Here is a 17,417-nt window from a genome sequence, read left to right on the forward strand (position 1 = left end):
ACGAGGCATATGCCGAGGAGCCGCCTGGGGCGGGTGGCCGCCGTCACGATGCTTGGTGCGGTCCTTGTCTCCTGCGGCAACGAACAGGCGCCGCAATCCGAGGGGCGGCCCGTCGGGGTCGTCACGGTCGAGGCGGGGCAGTTCGCCGACGATATCCAGCTCAGCGGTGAGATCCAGGCGAAGAAGGATGTCGGGCTCGGCTTCCGCATCGGCGGGCGGGTGCTCGAACGGCCCGTCAATGTCGGCGACCGGGTGACGGCGGGACAGGTCGTCGCCAGGCTCGAGCCCGCCCTTGAACAGAATGCGCTGGCCGCGGCCAAGGCAGCGCTGGAGGCCGCGCGCGGCGAGGTCAGCACGGCGCGCAACACCTTCGAGCGTCAGGAGCGGCTGATGAATCAAGGCTTCACCACCCGGCCGCGCTTCGACCAGGCGCTTCGCGCCCAGGAGACGGCGCAGGCGCAGCTGGAGAATGCGGAGGCGCAGCTCGAACTGGCGCGCGACCGGCTCGGCTTCACCGAACTGCGCACCGACGTCGCAGGCGTCGTGACGGCACGGCGGATCGAGCCGGGCGAGGTCGTGCAGTCCGGCCAGATCGTGGTCCAGATCGCCCGCGACGACGATCGCGACGCGGTCTTCAACGTGCCGGCGTCGGTGCTGGACACCCATCTTTCCGACGCGAAAATCCGCGTCGCGCTGGCAGATGCGCCCGCCGTCACCGCCTATGGCACGGTGCGGGAGGTTGCGCCCCAGGCTGACCCCGTGACCCGGACCTTCGAGATCAGGGTCGGGTTGCAGAATCCGCCGGAGACGATGCGGCTCGGTTCCACCGTGGTCGGCACCATCGAACTCACGACCGCGGCGATCGTCTCGATTCCGGCGAGCGCGCTGACGCAGCAGGGCCGGTCGCCCGCCGTGTGGATCGTCGACCCCGCCAAGTCGACCGTCTCGCTGCGCAGCGTCGACGTGCTGCGCTTCGACCCCGGCAAGGTGATCCTCTCCCAAGGGCTGGAGCCCGGCGAAACGATCGTCTCGGCGGGGATACAGACCCTGCACCCGGGCCAGCGCGTCAGGCCCCTGCGCGGGGAAGGAGATCGACCCCGGCAGCAGGCAGCGGCCGCGGCTCGCAGGCCGTGACCACCGGCAATATGAGACCGGCGCGGTCACCGCGCCGGGACATTTCAGAATCCAGCCCGCCGACATGATGTTTCCTTTGCAGAGGGCATCCATGGAAATCATCCCGGCCGTCGGAGAAGCCGAGAAACTCGGGACCGAGCTGCTCGTCCTGGGCGTGTTCTGCGACGGCCCGCTGACGGGCTCGGCGCGGGCGGCGAACGACCGCTCGGCCGGTCGACTGGCAGCCATCGTCGCCCAGGCCGATCTCGGTGAAACCGTGGGTGCGACGCGCCTGATCGGGGCGTTGCCCGGCGTCGCGGCGCGACGCGTTCTGCTGGTCGGCCTCGGGCGGGCCGAGACCTTTTCGGAGCGGGCCTACCGGCAAGGGCTCGCGGCGGTCGCGAAAGCCCTGAACGACGATCCGGCAAGGGAGATCGTGGTCACGCTGGCGGAGAACGAGGTTCCGCGCCGGGCACTGAGCTGGCGGATGCAGCAGGCGGGGCGGATTCTCGCCGATGGCCGCTACGACTTCGGTCTCCCCGACAGGGCGATGCGCGAGGAGCAGCGCAACATCATGTTGCTCGTGCCCCAGGCCCTGACCTCCGAGCTCGTCGCGGCGCTGCGGCAGGGCGTGGCGATCGGGGAGGGCGTTTCCTTCGCCAAGGAGCTGGGAAACCTGCCGCCGGATTCGTGTACTCCGGCCTTCATCGCCCGGACGGCGTCGGCGATGGCAAGCCAGTTCGACTTCAGCGTCGATGTGTTGGGGCGGAGCGATTTCGAGAATCACGGAATGGCGACGTTCCTTGCATGGGAGAAGGCCGCGGCCGGCGCCTGCAAGTTGATCGTCCTGCGAAGCGACCGGCGCATGGCGGCCGGTCGACCGATCGTATTGATCGGCAATGGCGGGGCGGGGCTCGACCTTCAGCACGAGCAGCGCCTGCGTCACGCCTCGATCCGCGACATGCGCGGCATCGCCGGCGTGCTGGGCGCGATGCGGACGGTCGAGCGGCTCGGCCTCGCCCTCAATGTCGTCGGCCTCATCGTCGCCAGCGAGGGCGGGGCGCCGCGCGGCGGATGGCGGCCGGCCAGGCCGAAGGAGATCCGCTCTCCCCATGTACCCGCGCCATCGCTGCTGGCCGACGTGCTGAGCTATGCCGCGCAATTCTCGCCGAATTGCGTCATCGATGTCGCGGCGCTGACCCGCGCCTCTACAGCCGCGCTGGGCAGCCATGCCAGCGGCCTTTTCGCCAATGACGACGCCCTGGCATCGGAGCTGGTGAAATGCGGCGGAAGCTCGGGCGACGCCGTCTGGCAGCTGCCGCTGTGGGATGACCATCCGCGATCTTGGGCAATGCACGGCGTCGAGTCCGACCCTGTCGACGGCCCGCCGGAGGCGATTGCCGCCGCTTCGGATCTCGCCCGCTTCGCCACCGCCTATCCCTGGGCTCATCTCGACATTTCCGGCACGGGCTCGACAGCCGGCCGGATGCGCAGCGCGACAGGGCGTCCTGTCCCGCTGCTTGCAGAATTCCTGATCGGCCGGGCACGGGCGGTGCCGGGCAATGCGATCTTTTCCCCCCGCTCAAGAACGGAGCTTCATTCATGAGTGATCTCGTTTTCATCGCCTTCCCGACCGAGCAGAAGGCCGAGGAAGTCCGCCAGAAGGTCCTTTCGCTCCAGCGCGAATACCTGATCGAGCTCGGCGACGCCGTCGTCGTCGTCAAGGACGACAAGGGCCAGGTGAAGCTCAACCAGATGATCAATCTGACCGCTACGGGCGCCGCCTCGGGCGCGCTCTGGGGCACGCTCATCGGCTTCATCTTCCTGGCGCCGTTGGTCGGCACGGCGCTCGGTGCCGCCTCCGGCGCGCTGAGCGGCAAGTTCACGGACATCGGCATCAACGACCAGTTCATGAAGGATGCCGCCTCGGCATTGCAGCCGAACACGGCGGGCCTCTTCCTGCTGATCCGCAAGATGACGACGGACAAGGTCCTCGCCGACCTCAAGGGTGTCGGCGGCACTTTGATCAGCACCTCCTTCGACGAGACGAAGGAAGGCCAGCTACGCGAGGCCCTGTCGGCCGTGGCGAGCACCGAGGCGTCGCCGGCGTGACCTCCGACTGGAGCCTGGGCGCGGAGGCCGCCATGTGGGCGGCCTCGACGGCGCGCCTCGACGATTTCCGTCCTCTGCTGCCGGCAGAGGAGGAGATCGTCGCCCGGCTCCAGTCCGGCAACTTCGACCGGCTCGGCGACGGCATCCTGCCCGCGGAGCCGGACCCTGCGCGCATCGTGCGGGCCACCTTCCTGCGCTTCCTGATTCTGGGCGGCGAGGCCGGATGCCGCCCGCATGAGAAGGGTGTCCTCGTCCGCGGCGCCTGGATCTCGGAGGTCCTCGACCTCGAAGCGTGCCGCGTCTTTCGCGATATCGGCCTGAACGATTGCCGTTTCGAGGCGACGCCGATCCTGCGCGCCGCCATCATCAACCGGCTCTTCCTGGACGGCTCGCGGCTTCCCGGCCTGCAGGCGGAGCGGCTGGAGGCGCGCGGCGGCGTCTATCTGCGCGGGGCGGAGGTCGAAGGCGGGATCGACGTCGACCAGGCGCGCCTCGGCGGGAATCTCGAATGCGACGGCGCGACGATCCGCGACCGCGGCGGCTACGCCCTGCTGGGTCGCAGCCTGGAGGTGCGCAACGTGCTCCTGCGCGGCGCGACGATCCGCGGCGGCATCAATCTGGCGGGTGCCGTCCTGGCCGCCGATCTCGATGCGGCCGGCGCGAGCATTCCGGCCTTCGCGCGAACCGCGCTCGACGCGACCGAGATCGCCTGCAACGGCAGCATCATCCTGAGAAATGCCCATGTCACGGGCGAGGTGCGGCTGACCGGTTCCGCGATCGCCGGCGATCTCGATTGCTCCGGCACGCTCGTCGACAATGCTGGGGAAGCGGCGGTCGAGGCCAGCCGTGCCGCCATCAAGGGGGCCTTCTTCCTGCGCCGTGACGCCCGGCTGGACGGCACGCTGGCGCTGACCGGCGCCTCGATCGGCACGATCCATGACGAGGCGGCCTCGTGGCCGAAGCCCGGCGATTTGCTGCTCAATCGCTGCCGCTACGGGGCATTCATCGACGGGCCGGTCGATGCCGACAGTCGGCTGGACTGGCTCGCGCGTCAGAAGCCCGAGCGCTGGGGCGAGGATTTCTGGCCCCAGCCCTATGAACAGCTGGCGGCCGTGTTCCGCGAAATGGGGCATGGCGAGGATGCGCGCTCCGTACTGGTCATCAAGGAGCGGCTGCAGCGCCGGGCGCGACGGGCGCGGACGGAGAACGCGGTCTGGCGAGGTATGCTGTCCGTCGCCGACGGCATTCTCGGGATCACGCTGGGCTATGGCCGCAGGCCCTTCCTCGCCTTCATCTGGCTCATCTGCTTCTGGCTCGCGGGCGTCGCGATCTTCGCCTATGCCGAGCGCCATGGCGCCATCATGCCGAACAGCGCCGTCGTGCTCCGCGCGCCGGAATGGACTTTGTGCGGCATCGAGCAGGGCGAGCAGCGACCTCTGGTCGCCAGCGGGCCGTCGCAGGGGCTGGCCGCTCCCGGGCAGAACCAGCTCGCTTGCTTCCGCCAGCGCTGGGAGGCTTCGAGCTATCCGGCCTTCAGCCCGTGGATGTACTCGCTCGACACGCTGCTGCCCGTGCTCGACATGGGCCAGCGCACGTTCTGGCGGCCGAACCCGACGAAGCCCGGGGGCCGCGTCGCGATCAACTATTTCTATTTCCAGTCGATCGTCGGTTGGGCCTTGAGCCTGCTGGCGGTTGCGGGTTTCTCGGGACTGGTGAAGTCGTCATGACCTTGCCGCCCCCTTCAGGTGGAGTGATGTTCCGGTGAGCAAGACGCCTTCTCCCTCCAGCCGCCCCTCCAAGGATCGCAGCACCCAGCCCCGCGAGTCGCTCGACATCGATCTCGCGCTGCAGGGCGGCGGGGCGCACGGCGCCTTCGCCTGGGGCGTGCTGTCCCGGATCCTCGAGGAGGACTGGCTCGAGATCGAGGCGATCTCCGGCACCTCGGCCGGCGCCATGAACGCCGCCGTGCTCGCTTCCGGCTTTGCCAAGGGCGGGCGCGACGGCGCGCGCGAGGCGCTTGACCGGTTCTGGCGGAAGGTGTCCGAAGCAGCGCGATTCAGCCCGTTCCAGCGCACGCCGCTCGATGTCCTGCTCGGGCGCTGGACGCTCGACACCTCGCCGCTCTTCGTGGCGATGGACATGATGTCCCGGGTCGTCTCGCCCTACAGCCTCAACCCAATGGGCACCAATCCGCTGACCGATATCCTCGCAGAGGTCATCGATTTCGAGGCGCTCGCGACATGCCCGATCAAGCTGTTCATCACCGCGACGAATGTCCGGACCGGCCGCAGCCGCGTCTTCCGCAATGCGGAGATCACGCCGGAGGTGCTGCTCGCCTCCGCATGCCTGCCGACCCTGTTCCAGGCGGTCGAGATCGACGGCGAGAGCTATTGGGACGGCGGCTATTCCGGCAACCCGACCATGACGCCGCTTATCGAGGAGAGCAATGCGCGCGACACGATCCTCGTCCAGATCAACCCCGTCGAGCGGCCGGGCACGCCCCGGACGGCGCGCGACATCCTCAACCGCCTCAACGAGGTCTCGTTCAATGCGGTGCTGCTGAAGGAGCTGCGCATGATGGCGCTCTTGCAGCGCGAGGCGGTTTCCGGCGCGGGCGAGGGGGCACGATGGGCCCGCATGCGCATCCACCGCATCGCCAGCGACGCCATGGCCGAGCTCGGCTACTCTTCGAAGCTCAACGCCGAATGGGAATTCCTGACGATGCTCCATGACGAGGGCAGGCGCTCGGCAGAGGCATTCTACCGGGAGCACCGGGACGAGATCGGCAAGCGCTCGACGCTGGATCTCGACGAATTCACCAAGGGCGTCTGACGGGTGTCGATGCTGAAGGATTGCGCCACGCCGACAGGGCGATGGGTGCGGAACGGGGTCTGTCTATGACGAGCGGTAATGTCCACCAGGCGGCTCAGGTCGTGATCGCCACGATCCTGGTGATCGCGGCGCTTTCCGTCGCGAGCTCGGTCTTCGCGCCGGTCGCCTTCGCGCTGTTCATCATCGCGCTGGTCTGGCCTCTCCAGAAGATGCTTCAGGGCTTTCTGCCGCGGCTGCTCGCTCTCGCCGTCAGCGTCATCGTCATGACCGTCGCATTCGTCTATGTCGGCTCGCTGGTTGTGTCCGCGTTCGGACGTGTCGGGCGCTGGATCGTCGCCGACGCCGCCCGCTTCCAGGCGTTCTACGACCAGGTCACGGTCTGGCTCGAAGGGCATGGAATCGCAGTGGCGGGAGCATGGTCGGAGGCGTTCAGCGTCGGCTGGATGCTCCGGACGGCCCAGACCGTCACCGGCCGGCTGAACAGCACGATGAGCTTCTGGCTCGTGGTGCTGGTCTATGTCTTTCTCGGGTTGCTGGAGGTCGATGATTTCGGCCGCAAGCTCAAGGGCATGCGCAACCACGCCGCCGGCGCCCTGCTGCTGCAGGGCAGCATGGAGACTGCCGCCAAGATCAGGCGCTACATGCTGGTCAGAACCCTGATGAGCGTGATCACCGGCGTCCTGGTCTGGCTCTTTGCCAGGGCCGTCGGGCTTCAGCTCGCCGAGGAATGGGGCTTCATCGCCTTCTCGCTGAACTACATTCCGTTCCTCGGCCCGCTCGTCGCCACCGTCTTCCCGACCTTGTTCGCGATGACGCAGTTCGGATCGTGGCAGGCGGTGGTCGCGGTCTTCGCCTGCCTCAACCTGATCCAGTTCGTCGTGGGCAGCTATGTCGAGCCCCGCGTCGCCGGCAGCGCGCTCTCGATCTCGCCGGCGACCGTGCTGTTCTCGGTGTTCTTCTGGAGTTATCTCTGGGGCGTTTTCGGCGCCTTCATCGGCGTGCCCATCACCATCGCCTTCCTCACCTTCTGCGCCCTGCACCCGTCGAGCCTGTGGCTCGCGGAAATCTTCGGCTCGCCGCAGAAGGACGTACCCGTTGTGGATGGCGAGCCGGTCACGCGCTGACGGCGGAAGGGCGCGGCTCGATCACGACGCGCTGCGGCTCCAGCAGCGCGATCCCAGCATCGGCGGCCGCCAGCGTGTGGATGTAGAAGCAGGTCGGGTCGGCCTCCGTCGCCTCCATGACGGGCGAGGGGGCGGATACGATCTTCAAAGCGCCGCACCGGCCGATCCAGTCGATATGGCGGTGCCCATGCATCGCGACCATGCGGTGGGACACCGGACGCAGCAGCCGCAGCAGCCGGCTGCCGTTGATCAGCGCGGTTCCGATACGCTCCGAAAAGGCCTTCGCCGGCCGCGGATACTCGATCGGATGGTGGTGGAGGGCGAGGACCCAACGCGCCTGCGGGAATTCGCGGATGACGGCGAGGACGGCCTGCATGTCCTCCTCGGCGACGAGGCCGAGCGCGTTGGTGAAGGAGAAATGCGCTTCCGCATTGGAGTTCAGCAGGATGACGCCGAGCCCGTCGGGCTCCGCCGGCGGCAGCACCATCGGAAAGGCATCGGCCCAGATCGTGCCGAGCCCCATCGAAAGCCGCATGCCGCCGGCATCGGCGAAGGCGGCGATCCGGTCGCGATGCGGTTCGAGCGCGCTCGCAAGGCTGCCGGCCAGCTTCGTCCGGCTCTGGTCGAAGACCCGCACGCGTTCGCCGTGCAGAGCCGCGATGGCCGAAAGCGTCCGCATCTGGCGCAAGCGCTTGCCGGGGCTGCCCGGCAATTCGAGCCGGGCGGGGTTGGCGCGATCGACGATGTTGACGTCGTGGTTGCCGGGCAGAATCAGGCTGCGCTCGGCAAGCGCGGGATGGCGCTGCATCGCGTCGAGGAATTCGGCCCATTCGGCCGAGCGTCCGGCATCGGTCATGTCGCCGGTGATGAGCAGCAGGTCGAGGGGCTCGGCCGCGTGGATCTCCGCCAGCCTGTCGAGCACTTGCAGGAACCGCTCGTTGCCGCGCGGACCGGCGCGCCCGCTCTCGATCCTGAAACCGTAGCGCTCGCCGACGACATGCACGTCCGAGAGATGCGCGACGCGCCATCGGCGGGCCGACGCCGGCACGACATCGAAGCCGCCGAGATCGCGCGGCTGATCCATGAAGCCGTCGGCCATGCCCCAGAACAACGAGGCGGCAGCCAGATACAGCGACATCACGGCGACGGCATTGGCCAGGGCCGGGACGACGAGCCGCAGCGGGTCGATAAAGTCGCCGAAGCCGCCGGACCAGCGGGTGGCCGGCCAGACGAGAGCGCACACGGCGCCCGAGACGAGGCAGCCGAGCAGACCGGCACCGATCGCGCTTCCGGCGCGCCAGGTCGCGCGCCTGTCCGGGTTTCGCCCGGCGGAGAAGAAGCGTTCGGCGAGGTGCTGCAGGCCTTCCCGGCAGACGGCATAGCCCGGCTGTACCACCAGCGCGTTGAGCGACCAGAAGCTCCTCTCCGCCATGCGAAACAGCGGGCGGAAACCGTACCAGCCGACCGTTCCGACCAAAGCGAGCAGGATCAGGGAGCCGATCCCGGCGAGCGCGGTGACGCGGCCCGATATCGACGCGACCCAGGCGGTGAGGACGAGGGGGGCCGCGCCCAGCAGCAGGCTCGGCAGCAGCGCCCCGATGACCCAGGCGAGCGCGAGCTTGGGCAGGCTGATCTCGCCGAGCAGGCTGCCCGCGATCGCGATCAGCGAATGCGTCTTGGTGCTGCTCGCATCGTCCTCGGCATCGCCGTTTCGCGGCTCGATAATCATCGGCATGGCGGCCCGGCCGGGCAGGGGGCCGATATCGGCGAAAACCTCGACTGGTGCATGCGATCTCCAAGAACCGGCGCCGGCGCGATCCGGCGGCTCCGGCCGGATATCGCGCCGGCGCCATCCTGCGCAGATCGAGCAGGCGCTCGCCAGCCGATGGAGCCGAGAATGGGACGTGGCGCACAGGACTGAGACGTCGGGCTGATGTTGCCCGGAAGGGCCGGCGCTACCTTGCCGAGGTGGATCCCAGGCATCGGCCAAGGGCGGGAGATACGATGGAGGGATCGGCCGCAGCCGACGACGTGCCGCTCTCGACGCTCCTGGCTCGGGGGCTGGGCCTGCTGCTGCTATGGGTGATCCTGATGGGCCCGGCACTGGCGGATCTGCCGGTCGGGCTCGCCGCCAGCGCCGCCGGCGTCTGGGCGAGCACGGCCCTCTGGCCGGCCGGCGGGAAGCTCTCATTGCCCGGTCTCGCGCGGTTCCTGGCTCGCTTCCTGCCGCAGTCCGTCGTAGCGGGGCTCGATGTCGCCCGGCGCGCCTTTGCACGCGAACCCGACCTGAGGCCGGGCTTCACGACCTGTCGTTCCACCATACCTGTCGGCTTGGCGCGTGACTCGGCTTGCGCCGTGATGAGCCTGCAGCCGGGCAAGCTTCCGGTCGCCGTGGAAACCGACGGCACGCTGCATATCCATTGCCTAGACCTGCGCGAGGCCGTGGCCGAGCAGGTCTCTGCCGACGAGGCGGCCTTCAACCGTATTCTCAAACCGGAGAAGCGCGATGGCTGATGTCCTGACGGGCGCAGCGCTGTTCATCCTGGCGGTGACCGCAGTCGCGCTGTTCCGGGTTCTGCGCGCCCGGACGGTCGCCGAGCGCATGATGGCGGTGCAGTTGCTCGGCACCGGCGGGGCGGCGGCGCTCCTGCTGCTGGGCGCGGCGTCAGGATCGGCGGCGACGATCGACGTGGCGCTGCTGCTCGCCCTGTTCGCGGCGTTCTCCTGCGTGGCCTTCGTTATGGGCGGGGCCGGGCAGGGCGGGGATCGCAAGCCATCGGAAGATCGGCCATGAGCGCGCTCGCGGATTTCTTCACCATCGTTCTGGTGACGGCAGGCGCGCTGCTCTTCCTGGCCGGCACGCTCGGCCTGCTGCGTTTCCCCGATACGCTGAGCCGGCTTCATGCCATCAGCAAGGCCGACAATCTCGGGCTCGGGCTGATCGTCATCGGCCTCCTGCCGCAAGCGACGAGCGTCGCGGGCGGGTTTAAGCTCGTCTGCGTCTGGCTGCTGGCGCAGCTTTCGGCCGCTACGGCGAGCCAGTTGCTCGCCAACGCCGTCTATCGCGACAAAGCCGACCCATGACGACCCTGCTCGACCTCGCGCTCGTCGCCTGGTTGCTGGCGCTCGCGGTTCATGTCGTGGCGCAGCCGCATGAGCGCAGCGCAATCGTGGCCTTTCTCGCCTTCGGGCTCCTGCTCGGGCTCGGTTGGGTCCGGCTTGCCGCCCCCGATGTCGCGTTGACCGAGATCGCCATCGGCGGCGGCGGAACCGGCATCCTGCTTCTGCGGGCGGAAGCCGCCCTCCGCGGCCGCGACAAGAATGCCGAGCCGATGAGCGCAGCGGGAAAGGCGGCGGTCGCGCTGGGCTGCGCCGCGGTCTCGGCCGGGCTGGGCCTGGCCGTACTGACATTCTCCTCGCCCCCTCCGACACTGGCTCCCGCCGCTTCGGCCGCGCTCGGCGCCACCGGCCTCGGCAATCCCGTCACGGCCGTGCTCCTCTCCTATCGCGCGCTCGACACGCTTCTGGAGAAGGTCGTGGTGCTGCTCGCCCTGATCGGGGTCTGGTCGCTGGCACCGGATGGTCTGTGGGGCGGCGCTCCGGAGGTGAAGCCGGCCGCGATTCCCGGGCCGCTGGCCTATCTCGCGCGCGTCCTGCCACCCTTCGGCGTGGTGATCGGCGTCTACATGTTCTGGGTCGGGGCCGATGCACCGGGCGGCACCTTCCAGGCCGGCACCGTGCTCGCCGCGATGTGGCTGCTGGTGATGATGGCGGGGTTGTATCCCGCTCCCGATACGGCCCGGCCGCTGCTGCGGCTCGTGCTGGTCGGCGGCCCCGCCTTGTTCCTGGCGATCGCCTTTCTCGGCTTCGTCTTCGCCGACGCCTTTCTCGCCTATCCGGAGGCCATGGCGAAGCCGCTGATCCTGGCGATCGAGGCGGCGCTGACACTGTCGGTCGCGGCGGCGCTGGCGATGCTGGTCGCCGGCCCTGCCCGAAAGGCGCCGGCGCGATGACCGCGGTGCTGCAGCCCGGCGTGCTGTTCGGCCTGTGCGGCGCCGGGCTAGTCGGCATCGGGCTTTTCGCCGTCGTGACGCAGACCGGGCTGCTGCGCCGGATCGTCGGCTGCAACATCCTCGGCGCGGGCATCTTCCTCGTTTTCGGCGCCGTCGCGCGACGCGGCGCCGCTGCCGGATTCGACGCTGACCCCGTGCCACAGGCGCTGGTGATCACCGGCATCGTCGTCGCCTTTTCCGCAAGCGCATTGGCCGTCGCCCTGCTGAAGCGGCTATCCGAGCTGACCGACGGCGATCGGGCGGAAGCCGCCGAACGGGAGAGCGGCTCGTGACGCCGCTCGTCCACGCGACCACGCCGGGCGGCTATCTGCTGGTGCTGGCCGTGATCCTGCCGGTCTGCGCCGTGCTGGCCATCGTCGCCTGCGGACCGCGGAGCGCGGCGCGCATCGCGATGGTGACGCTCGCGGCAGGGCTCGCCATCGCCGTCGCGATCGCGGCCGAGCTGATATCGAGCGGGGCCGCGCTTTCCTATGTCGTCGGCGCCTGGCAGCCGCCGCTCGGGATCGCGCTGCGGGCGGACGGGCTGTCGGGGGCCATGCTCGTCATGACGGCGCTGGTCGTGGTCGCGGTCGGGCTGTTCGCCCGTGTCCAGCACGGGCTCGATGAAGGCGCGCGCGAAGGGCGCGCGCAGACCACCTTCTGGCTGATGCTGCTTTCGCTCTGGAGCGCGCTGAACGCGGTCTTCGTGGGCGAGGACCTGTTCAACCTCTATGTCGCGCTGGAGTTGCTGACCTTCGCCGCGGTGCCGCTCGTCTGCCTCGACGGCCGCTCGAAGACGATCATGGCCGCGCTGCGCTACCTGCTGTTCGCGCTGGTCGGCTCGCTCCTCTATCTGCTCGGAACCGGCTTGCTCTACGGCCAGTACGGCACGCTCGATCTGCTCGCGCTCTCGCGGCTGAGCCGGCAGGACCCGGCGCTTTCGGTCGCACTGGCGCTGATGATCGTCGGCCTGCTCGCCAAGGCCGCGCTGTTTCCGCTGCATCTGTGGCTGCCCCCCGCCCATGCCGGAGCGCCGGCGCCGGCGAGTGCCGTGCTCTCGGCGCTGGTGATCAAGGCACCGGTCTTCCTGATCCTGCGGCTGGTGCTCGACGTCGCCCCTCCGCAGGCGGCCGCGATCGCAGGGCAGTTGCTCGCCGTCCTCGGCGCCGCCTCGATCCTGTTCTGCAGCGTCATGGCGCTCAAGCAGGCCCGGCTCAAGCTGATGATCGCCTATTCGACCGTGGCGCAGATCGGCTATCTCTTCATCGTCTTCCCGCTCGCCGCCGGCAGCGCCGACCTGCCGCCCTGGGGCACGATCGCCTGGACCGGCGGCGCCCTGCAGCTGATCTCCCACGCGCTGGCGAAGGCGGCGATGTTCCTGGCCGCGGGCGTCATCGCCGAGGCCTTCGGCCATGACCGCATCGCCGATCTCGGCGGCTTCGGCCGGGTGCTGCCCTTGAGCGCTGCGGCCTTCTGCCTGGCCGGGCTCTCGCTGATGGGTATTCCGCCGAGCGGCGGCTTCGTCGCCAAATGCCTGCTGCTGACGGCTGCGGTGATCGGCGGCTACCCCTGGCTGGCGGCGACCATCCTCATCGGCGGGCTTCTCGCCGGCGGCTATGTCTTCCGCGTGATCGACAAGGCGCTGGCGGTCCCCACGGTTCCGGTAAAGACCCTCAGGCCGATTCCGCGCCGGCTCGAATTCGCGGCGCTCGCGCTCGCGGTCGCTGCCGTGCTGATCGGCTTCGTGCCGCTGCGCCCCTTCGGCTTCCTGCAGATCGGCCGCGACGGCCTGGCCATGGCGTTGACGCCATGACCGCCGCCGGCCTGCTCCTCGCCTCGGCTCTGCTCGTCCCGCTCCTGTTCGCCGCCTGCTGCCTATCGACCTGGTTCAGGGAAAGGGCAACGGCCGTTCTGCTCATCGCTCCTTTGCCGGCTTTGTTGGCGGCGCTATTCGTGCCCGAAGGACGCTTCGCCTTCTTCCCGACGCCGTTCCGGCTGACGCTGGTGCTCGACCAGCCGGGCGCGATCCTGCTCGGCGGCGCCGCGCTGCTCTGGAGCGCCGCCGGGGCCTATGCAGCCTCGCTCATGGGCCGCGATCCCGGCGCACCGCGCTTCGCGATCTGGTGGCTGCTGACGCTGGCCGGCAGCCTCGGCCTCTTCATCGTCGGCGACGTCGTGAACTTCTACCTGCTGTTCACGCTGGCGAGCCTCGCGGCCTACGGCCTGATCATCCACGAGCAGACCGCCCCCGCGCACCGGGCCGGCGTGATCTATGTCGTGCTCGCGCTGGCAGCCGAGGCGTTCCTTTTGATCGCGCTGGTGATGCTGGCCGCCAACCACCCCGACGCCAACCCGCAGATCCGAAGCGTCGTCGCCGATCTGCCGGCAAATCCGATGCGCAACGGCATCATCGCGCTGTTCATCCTCGGCTTCGCGCTGAAAATGGGGCTGGTGCCGCTGCATGTCTGGCTGCCGCTGGCACATCCGGCCGCGCCGACGCCGGCTTCGGCCGTCCTGAGCGGCGTCGTGGTCAAGGCCGGCGTGATCGGGCTCATCCGCTTCCTGCCTTTCGAGGCGGGCGAGCCCTTCTGGGGCGGCGTGCTGGTCGGCGTCGGCGTTGTCACGGCCTATTACGGCGTCCTCGTCGGCATCACCCAACGGCGGGCCAAGACGGTGCTGGCCTATTCCACCGTGAGCCAGATGGGGCTGCTGGCGGTGCTGCTCGGCGTCGGTCTCGGCACTGCCGACCCGGCCGCGACGCAGCTGACGGCCTATTACGCCGTCCACCACACGCTGGTGAAGGGCGCGCTCTTCCTCGGCGTCGGCATCCTGGCCGCGACGGGTGGCCGCCGGTTGAGGCTGGTGCTGCTGCTGATGGCGGTTCTCGCGCTGAGCCTTGGCGGCATGCCGCTGACCAGCGGGGCGCTGGCCAAGCTCGCGACAAAGCCGATCCTCGGCTATGGCTGGCTTGCCGGCGCGATGTCGCTCGCCGCGGCCGGCAGCACCGCGCTGATGCTGCATTTCCTGATGATCATCCGCCGCGACACGCTCGACAATCCGCCTGCCTTGCCGCCGCCCGGCCAGCTCGTGCCCTGGCTGGTCGTGGTCGCCGCCGCCTTCGTCATTCCCTGGTCGCTCTATCCCGCGATCTCTGGCGAAGCGCTGGCCAGCCTGCTCCAGCCGGAGGCGCTCTGGAAGGTGCTCTGGCCCATGCTACTGGGCGCGGCGGTGATGCTGTTCGTGCAACGTTTGCCGCGGCGTCTGGGCATGATTCCCGAGGGCGACATCGTCGTCCTGGCCCAGGCGGGAGGGCCATTCGTTCGCGGATTCTCGAATGGCATCGCGGAAATCGACGCCTATCTCCGGCGCTGGCCCGTGGCCGGGCTGGGGCTGATCGCTCTTGCCATCCTGCTCGGCGGGGCTTTGATGCTCCGGGCCTGACGCCGGCCAGAGGACTGCGACGTGACACCGATCGAAAGCACTGCCCTGGTTACGGTCGTCACGATCGCGCTGTTCACCTGGAACAGGCTGCCGGTCGTCGTGGTCGCGATCGGAGCGGCGCTGGCGCTATGGGCGACGGGCGTGGTTACGCTCGATCAGGCCTTCGCCGGCTTCGGCGATCGCGCCGCGCTCTTCGTCGCCAGCCTCTTCATCATCAGCGCAGCGCTGGAGAGGACCGGCGTCACTGCCTGGGCGGGGCAATATCTGATCGCCAAGGCCGGTGCCGACGCCCGAAGCCGCCTGCTGATCATCATCATGGTGGCGGCCGGCTGTCTCAGCGCGTTCATCAGCGGCAGCGGCGCGGTCGCGGCGTTGATGCCGGTCGCGGTCATGGCGGCGGTGCGTTTGCGCCAGTCGCCATCCCAGCTCCTGATGCCGCTCGCCTTCGCCTCCCATGCCGGCTCCAACCTGCTGCTGACGGGCGCGCCGAAGAACATCCTCGTCTCCGAAGCGCTGGAGGATGCCGGCCTGCAGGGCTTCGCTTTCGCTGAGTTCGCCCTCGTCGGCCTGCCGCTGCTGGCCGGCACGATCGCGATCATCCTGTTGCTCGGTCGCCGCCTGCTGCCGCAGGAGAGCAGCGCGCGGCTGCCGGCCGATTTCAGCCGGCATGCTCAGACCCTCGTGGAGCATTACGGGCTGAGCGACGGCATCTTCAGGCTACGCGTGCGCGCAACCTCTTCCTATGTCGGCATCGCCCCGGCGGATATCGATGTCGGCGCGGACGGGCGGCTCAGCCTGATGGCCGTGCAGGCTGGGGCCTCCGGCACGCCGCTGCGCGCGCCCGCCGTTTCGGAGGGCGACTATCTGCTGGTGCGCGGCGATGCGGAGGCCATCGCGACGCTGGCCGCCGAAAAGCATCTCGCCTTGCGCGACGAGCAGACGGAAACGGGGCTGTTCAGCCGTCGTTCGGGTCTCGCCGAGGTGGTGATCCCGCCGCGCTCGGCACTGATCGGCCGCGCCCTGTTTCCCGGCATGGTCACCGATAGCGGGGATCTCGTCGTGCTGGCGGTGCAGCGGGCGGGCGTCGATCTCGACCCGGGCGATACGCTTCTGGCCGGCGACACGCTCCTGCTAGAAGGCAGTTGGGAGGCTCTCGATCTGCGTCTCGACGATCCCGATGTGCTCGTCGTCAACTCTCCCGACCTCGTCAGGCGACAGGCCGTGCCGATGGGCGCAGGCGCAGGCGTCGCGCTGGCCGTGCTGGCGTGCCTCGTCACGCTGCTCGCGACCGGCATCGTCCCGCCCGCCGTCGCCGGATTGCTCTGTGCCGGCGCGCTGATCGCCGCGGGCATCATGACCGTCGAGCAGGCCTATCGCGCGATCAACTGGACGACGGTGATCCTGATCGCGGCGATGATGCCGCTCTCCACCGCCATGGTGCAGTCAGGCGCGGCCAAGGTCGTCGCGGACCATCTGGTGACGCTGACCGGCGGGGCAGGGCCGATCGTCTTCCTCGCAGGCCTCTTCGTGCTGACGGCGAGCCTCGGTCAGGTCATGAGCAATACGGCGACGACCATGCTGGTCATCCCGATCGCCATGGCTGCCGCTGCCGGCATGGGCGTCTCGCCGCGCCCGGTGCTGATGAGCCTGTGCATCGCCGGCTCGGCGTCGTTCCTGACGCCGATCGCGACCGCGACCAACATGATGGTCATGGGTCCGGGCGGCTACAGCTTCAACAGCTACTGGAAGCTCGGCACGCCACTGATGCTCTGGTTCTTCGTCATGGCCGTGTTCTACGTGCCGCTGGTCTGGCGGTTTTGAGGTCGCCCGGCCCGCTGGTTCAGGCCGTGTGACCGGCTCCGAAGCGCCTCCAGGCCCACAGCGCGACGAGGACGATGAGCGAGCCGACGAAGGCCGCGATCACGTCCCTCAACGAGATCGCGATGCCGTCGAGGCTGGGCAGAAGCTGGAGCCAACGGAAGAGCAGGCCGCCAATGACGGCGCCGAGCAGGCCGACCGCCAGATTTCGCAGCAGGCCGAAGCCGCGCTTGTCCCATTTGATGACCAGGCCCGCGAGGCTGCCGCCGATCACGCCGATGATGATCCAGACAATGAGATGATCGAGCGTCTGCATGCTTCCCCCTGCCGCATTCGATGAAACGAGTCCGAGCGGCGCACTGTTCGCCCACCCGGCTGATGAAGACTAGACCCAGACCACACGGCACCGACGGATAAACCCGCCGAACCGGTCGCGATAGATACGGCATACCGGCCGGCTACGGTGGTAGCGGCGGCGATGCCAGCGGCGATAACGATGGTGATGCGGCCGGCGGTGATGATGATGTCCCCGACGCGACCAATCGATCGGCGTCCCGTCCGGCAGCCTGATATCCTGATCGGGCAGCAGGGGCGGGCTCGGCTCGGCTGGGGCCGCTTCAGCCTGCTTCGCCGGCAAGGCCGAGGCGGCGCCGGCCGCAATGGCAAACAATCCGAACAGGACTGACCGTCGTTCCATGGAACCGACTCCAAGCTCGCTTCGCGAGGAGCCTAGATGTTTGATCCCAGGTTTTGATGGTGCGATCTTTTCCATCGGATGGAAGGAGGCACTATGGGCCAGGTTCTGCACGGGAGCGCCACAACGACGGAGGCGATCCGTCGAGCGATACAGCATAGTCAAGCGAGCCTGAGGGCTCTGGCAAAGCGCTACGGCATCAACCAGAAGACCGTCGCGAAGTGGAAGAAG

Annotated in this window: 17 protein-coding genes and 1 pseudogene; 15 read left to right on the forward strand and 3 right to left on the reverse strand. The window is 68.9% G+C overall.

The window, feature by feature from the left end; genetic code table 11:
- Positions 1–9: 9 nt before the first annotated feature.
- The 6 genes from AC1DVA_RS17305 (at position 10) to AC1DVA_RS17330 (ending at position 7,181) form a co-directional block, all read left to right on the forward strand.
- Complete coding sequence (locus AC1DVA_RS17305; protein ID WP_476806694.1) at positions 10–1,134, forward strand: efflux RND transporter periplasmic adaptor subunit; 1,125 nt, start codon at positions 10–12, stop codon at positions 1,132–1,134.
- 91 nt (positions 1,135–1,225) lie between these two features.
- Complete coding sequence (locus AC1DVA_RS17310) at positions 1,226–2,719, forward strand: M17 family peptidase N-terminal domain-containing protein (RefSeq protein WP_476806695.1); 1,494 nt, start codon at positions 1,226–1,228, stop codon at positions 2,717–2,719.
- Positions 2,716–3,225: a DUF1269 domain-containing protein gene (locus AC1DVA_RS17315; RefSeq protein WP_265053348.1), complete on the forward strand. Its 510-nt coding sequence runs from the start codon at positions 2,716–2,718 to the stop codon at positions 3,223–3,225. Before AC1DVA_RS17310 ends, AC1DVA_RS17315 begins: the two co-directional genes overlap by 4 nt.
- A complete protein-coding gene (locus AC1DVA_RS17320; protein ID WP_476806696.1) occupies positions 3,222–4,952 on the forward strand; it encodes a hypothetical protein in 1,731 nt (576 codons plus the stop codon). Before AC1DVA_RS17315 ends, AC1DVA_RS17320 begins: the two co-directional genes overlap by 4 nt.
- A gap of 34 nt (positions 4,953–4,986) precedes the next feature.
- Positions 4,987–6,057 carry a patatin-like phospholipase family protein gene (locus AC1DVA_RS17325; RefSeq protein ID WP_476806697.1) on the forward strand — a complete coding sequence of 357 codons (1,071 nt, stop codon included), beginning with the start codon at positions 4,987–4,989 and terminating at the stop codon, positions 6,055–6,057.
- A 65-nt stretch (positions 6,058–6,122) separates the two neighbouring features.
- A complete protein-coding gene (locus AC1DVA_RS17330; protein ID WP_476806698.1) occupies positions 6,123–7,181 on the forward strand; it encodes an AI-2E family transporter in 1,059 nt (352 codons plus the stop codon).
- Here the strand turns inward: AC1DVA_RS17330 and AC1DVA_RS17335 are convergent.
- Positions 7,171–8,916 (reverse strand): metallophosphoesterase family protein, encoded by a 1,746-nt coding sequence (locus tag AC1DVA_RS17335; protein WP_476806699.1) that lies wholly within the window; start codon positions 8,914–8,916, stop codon positions 7,171–7,173. The genes AC1DVA_RS17330 and AC1DVA_RS17335 overlap by 11 nt on opposite strands.
- A 269-nt stretch (positions 8,917–9,185) precedes the next feature.
- Between AC1DVA_RS17335 and AC1DVA_RS17340 the strand changes: the two genes are divergently transcribed.
- From AC1DVA_RS17340 to AC1DVA_RS17375, 8 genes are read left to right on the forward strand one after another with little or no spacing between them, the layout of a single operon-like run.
- Positions 9,186–9,695, forward strand: a complete 510-nt coding sequence (locus AC1DVA_RS17340) for a Na+/H+ antiporter subunit E (protein ID WP_476806700.1) — start codon at positions 9,186–9,188, stop codon at positions 9,693–9,695.
- Positions 9,688–9,975: a monovalent cation/H+ antiporter complex subunit F gene (locus AC1DVA_RS17345; protein WP_265053353.1), complete on the forward strand. Its 288-nt coding sequence runs from the start codon at positions 9,688–9,690 to the stop codon at positions 9,973–9,975. The genes AC1DVA_RS17340 and AC1DVA_RS17345 overlap by 8 nt, the downstream gene beginning before the upstream one ends.
- The gene (locus AC1DVA_RS17350; protein ID WP_476806701.1) at positions 9,972–10,265 is read left to right on the forward strand and encodes a cation:proton antiporter; all 294 of its coding nucleotides are present in this window, start codon (positions 9,972–9,974) and stop codon (positions 10,263–10,265) included. The genes AC1DVA_RS17345 and AC1DVA_RS17350 overlap by 4 nt, the downstream gene beginning before the upstream one ends.
- On the forward strand, positions 10,262–11,194 hold the full coding sequence (locus AC1DVA_RS17355) for an MnhB domain-containing protein (RefSeq protein ID WP_476806702.1): 933 nt from the start codon (positions 10,262–10,264) through the stop codon (positions 11,192–11,194). The genes AC1DVA_RS17350 and AC1DVA_RS17355 overlap by 4 nt, the downstream gene beginning before the upstream one ends.
- Positions 11,191–11,526, forward strand: coding sequence for an NADH-quinone oxidoreductase subunit K (locus AC1DVA_RS17360; protein ID WP_476806703.1), 336 nt, complete (start codon positions 11,191–11,193; stop codon positions 11,524–11,526). Before AC1DVA_RS17355 ends, AC1DVA_RS17360 begins: the two co-directional genes overlap by 4 nt.
- Complete coding sequence (locus tag AC1DVA_RS17365; protein ID WP_476806704.1) at positions 11,523–13,046, forward strand: complex I subunit 5 family protein; 1,524 nt, start codon at positions 11,523–11,525, stop codon at positions 13,044–13,046. The genes AC1DVA_RS17360 and AC1DVA_RS17365 overlap by 4 nt, the downstream gene beginning before the upstream one ends.
- Positions 13,043–14,674, forward strand: a complete 1,632-nt coding sequence (locus AC1DVA_RS17370) for a proton-conducting transporter transmembrane domain-containing protein (RefSeq protein ID WP_476806705.1) — start codon at positions 13,043–13,045, stop codon at positions 14,672–14,674. The genes AC1DVA_RS17365 and AC1DVA_RS17370 overlap by 4 nt, the downstream gene beginning before the upstream one ends.
- Before the next feature lie 21 nt (positions 14,675–14,695).
- Positions 14,696–16,495, forward strand: coding sequence for an SLC13 family permease (locus AC1DVA_RS17375; protein WP_476806706.1), 1,800 nt, complete (start codon positions 14,696–14,698; stop codon positions 16,493–16,495).
- A gap of 19 nt (positions 16,496–16,514) precedes the next feature.
- On the opposite strand, the gene AC1DVA_RS17380 is transcribed toward AC1DVA_RS17375, so the two are convergent.
- Both AC1DVA_RS17380 and AC1DVA_RS17385 read right to left on the reverse strand, forming a co-directional pair.
- Positions 16,515–16,808, reverse strand: a complete 294-nt coding sequence (locus tag AC1DVA_RS17380; protein ID WP_476806707.1) for a GlsB/YeaQ/YmgE family stress response membrane protein — start codon at positions 16,806–16,808, stop codon at positions 16,515–16,517.
- 69 nt (positions 16,809–16,877) lie between these two features.
- Complete coding sequence (locus AC1DVA_RS17385; protein WP_476806708.1) at positions 16,878–17,189, reverse strand: twin-arginine translocation (Tat); 312 nt, start codon at positions 17,187–17,189, stop codon at positions 16,878–16,880.
- Positions 17,190–17,282: 93 nt separating this feature from the next.
- Here AC1DVA_RS17385 and AC1DVA_RS17390 point away from each other — a divergent pair.
- Positions 17,283–17,417, forward strand: a pseudogene (locus AC1DVA_RS17390) (IS481 family transposase); the annotation flags it as partial.

This window comes from Allobosea sp. P4_C6, from assembly GCF_056402015.1.

What these genes read in the sequence shown, in the direction of transcription:
- AC1DVA_RS17305 (WP_476806694.1), top strand. Translation starts at nt 10, where the DNA reads ATGCCGAGGAGCCGCCTGGGGCGGGTGGCCGCCGTCACGATGCTTGGT.
- AC1DVA_RS17310 (WP_476806695.1), top strand. Translation starts at nt 1,226, where the DNA reads ATGGAAATCATCCCGGCCGTCGGAGAAGCCGAGAAACTCGGGACCGAG.
- AC1DVA_RS17315 (WP_265053348.1), top strand. Translation starts at nt 2,716, where the DNA reads ATGAGTGATCTCGTTTTCATCGCCTTCCCGACCGAGCAGAAGGCCGAG.
- AC1DVA_RS17330 (WP_476806698.1), top strand. Translation starts at nt 6,123, where the DNA reads ATGACGAGCGGTAATGTCCACCAGGCGGCTCAGGTCGTGATCGCCACG.
- AC1DVA_RS17335 (WP_476806699.1), bottom strand. Translation starts at nt 8,916, where the DNA reads ATGCCGATGATTATCGAGCCGCGAAACGGCGATGCCGAGGACGATGCG.
- AC1DVA_RS17340 (WP_476806700.1), top strand. Translation starts at nt 9,186, where the DNA reads ATGGAGGGATCGGCCGCAGCCGACGACGTGCCGCTCTCGACGCTCCTG.
- AC1DVA_RS17345 (WP_265053353.1), top strand. Translation starts at nt 9,688, where the DNA reads ATGGCTGATGTCCTGACGGGCGCAGCGCTGTTCATCCTGGCGGTGACC.
- AC1DVA_RS17350 (WP_476806701.1), top strand. Translation starts at nt 9,972, where the DNA reads ATGAGCGCGCTCGCGGATTTCTTCACCATCGTTCTGGTGACGGCAGGC.
- AC1DVA_RS17355 (WP_476806702.1), top strand. Translation starts at nt 10,262, where the DNA reads ATGACGACCCTGCTCGACCTCGCGCTCGTCGCCTGGTTGCTGGCGCTC.
- AC1DVA_RS17360 (WP_476806703.1), top strand. Translation starts at nt 11,191, where the DNA reads ATGACCGCGGTGCTGCAGCCCGGCGTGCTGTTCGGCCTGTGCGGCGCC.
- AC1DVA_RS17370 (WP_476806705.1), top strand. Translation starts at nt 13,043, where the DNA reads ATGACCGCCGCCGGCCTGCTCCTCGCCTCGGCTCTGCTCGTCCCGCTC.
- AC1DVA_RS17380 (WP_476806707.1), bottom strand. Translation starts at nt 16,808, where the DNA reads ATGCAGACGCTCGATCATCTCATTGTCTGGATCATCATCGGCGTGATC.
- AC1DVA_RS17385 (WP_476806708.1), bottom strand. Translation starts at nt 17,189, where the DNA reads ATGGAACGACGGTCAGTCCTGTTCGGATTGTTTGCCATTGCGGCCGGC.